Annotated in this window: 2 protein-coding genes; both read right to left on the bottom strand. The window is 74.2% G+C overall.

Annotated features, from left to right (window positions below):
* Nucleotides 1–974 (bottom strand): BTAD domain-containing putative transcriptional regulator (locus ACMZ42_RS27145; RefSeq protein ID WP_415733447.1); only part of this gene is annotated, 974 nt, incomplete at its 3' end.
* Nucleotides 934–1,287 (bottom strand): 4'-phosphopantetheinyl transferase superfamily protein (locus ACMZ42_RS27140; protein ID WP_415733446.1); only part of this gene is annotated, 354 nt, incomplete at its 5' end. The genes ACMZ42_RS27140 and ACMZ42_RS27145, both read right to left, overlap by 41 nt.

The raw sequence follows: 1,287 nt of genomic DNA, 5'->3' as shown, positions 1-1,287 counted from the left end.
TGCGAGGACCGCATGGCCAGGGCGGTCTTGCCGACCCCCGCCATGCCGCTGATCAGGCAGTACCCCCCGGTGGAAACGGGGACGCGGCGGCGCAGCAGTCCGTCGAGGGTGTTGAGTTCCCGGGTCCGGCCGGTGAAATCCGTTATGTCCGGCGGGAGTTGCGCGGCCGGAGGCGTTCGGGTGCCGACGGCGGCGACCGGCCCTTGGCGGGGAACCGCCGAGGCCGGGGACGCCATGAGCAGAGCGGGGTCGGCGGCCAGGATGCCGCTGTGCAGTGCCTTGAGGTCATCACCGGGGTCGATACCGGACTCCTCCGCGAGCAGGCGCCGGAAGGAGTCGTAACCTGCGAGGGCCTCGGCCTGCCTTCCGGCCCGGTACAGAGCGAGCATCAGCTGGCCCCGGGTCCGGCCGCGCAGCGGCTGCTGGGCGGCGAGCGAGGTCAGTTCGGGAATGAGGGCCGCGTGGTGCCCCAGCGCGAGCCGGGCCTCGGTCCGGTTCTCGACGGCGTCCAGCCGGGCCTCCTCCAGCCAGGGCCGCTCGGCCCCGGCGAGCGGCTCCGCCACACCGGCCAGTGCGGGCCCGTGCCAGAGCCGAAGCGCCGTGCCGAAGAGCCGTTCTGCGTCGGCTGCGGCACCGGCGGCGAGCGCGCCGCGACCGCGGACCGTCAACGACTCGAACGTGGTGAGGTCGATCCGGTCGGCGCCGGTGTGCAGGACATAGCCGGGCTGCTGGCGGTCCAGCCGGACCCCGGGCCCGAGCGCCTTGCGCAGCCGGGACACATAGGTCTGGATCTGGGCCGGCGCGGTGCCGGGCAGTTCCTGGGGCCAGAGCATCGACGTCATCCTGGCGTCGGAGACGATCCGGCCGGGGGTCAGGAGCAGCAGGGCGAGCACGGTGCGCGGCTTGCTGCCACCCAGGGATACGGGCCCCCGGTCACCGGTCGCGGTGACCGGTCCGAGCAACTGGAAATCCACGCCGGTCCTCTCCCGGAGCGTCGAGGGTCTCCCGGGGACAACCGGGAACCGTGGTCAGCAGGCGCACCGGTCCGACGGCGGCGGCCTCGTGGGCCAGAGCGGCGAAGGCACGGCCGGGCACCGGAACGTCCCGCACCTGCCACAGGGTGCCGGGGCGGCCCCGGCAGACGGCCGCGCGTACCTGTACCGGGCCCGGTACGCCGGGCGTCACCCCGATGGTCGTGAGATCGGCGGCCAGTCCGACACCGAGGGCCTTGACCACCGCCTCCTTGCGGGTCCACGCCCGGTAGAAGTAGGCGGAGCCGGCCCCGGG

The organism is Lysinibacillus sp. NPDC056185, assembly GCF_047737915.1.
Taxonomy (GTDB): domain Bacteria; phylum Bacillota; class Bacilli; order Bacillales_A; family Planococcaceae; genus Lysinibacillus.
Note: the sequence above shows the minus strand (reverse complement) of the source record. Positions and strands in the feature narration are given on the sequence as shown.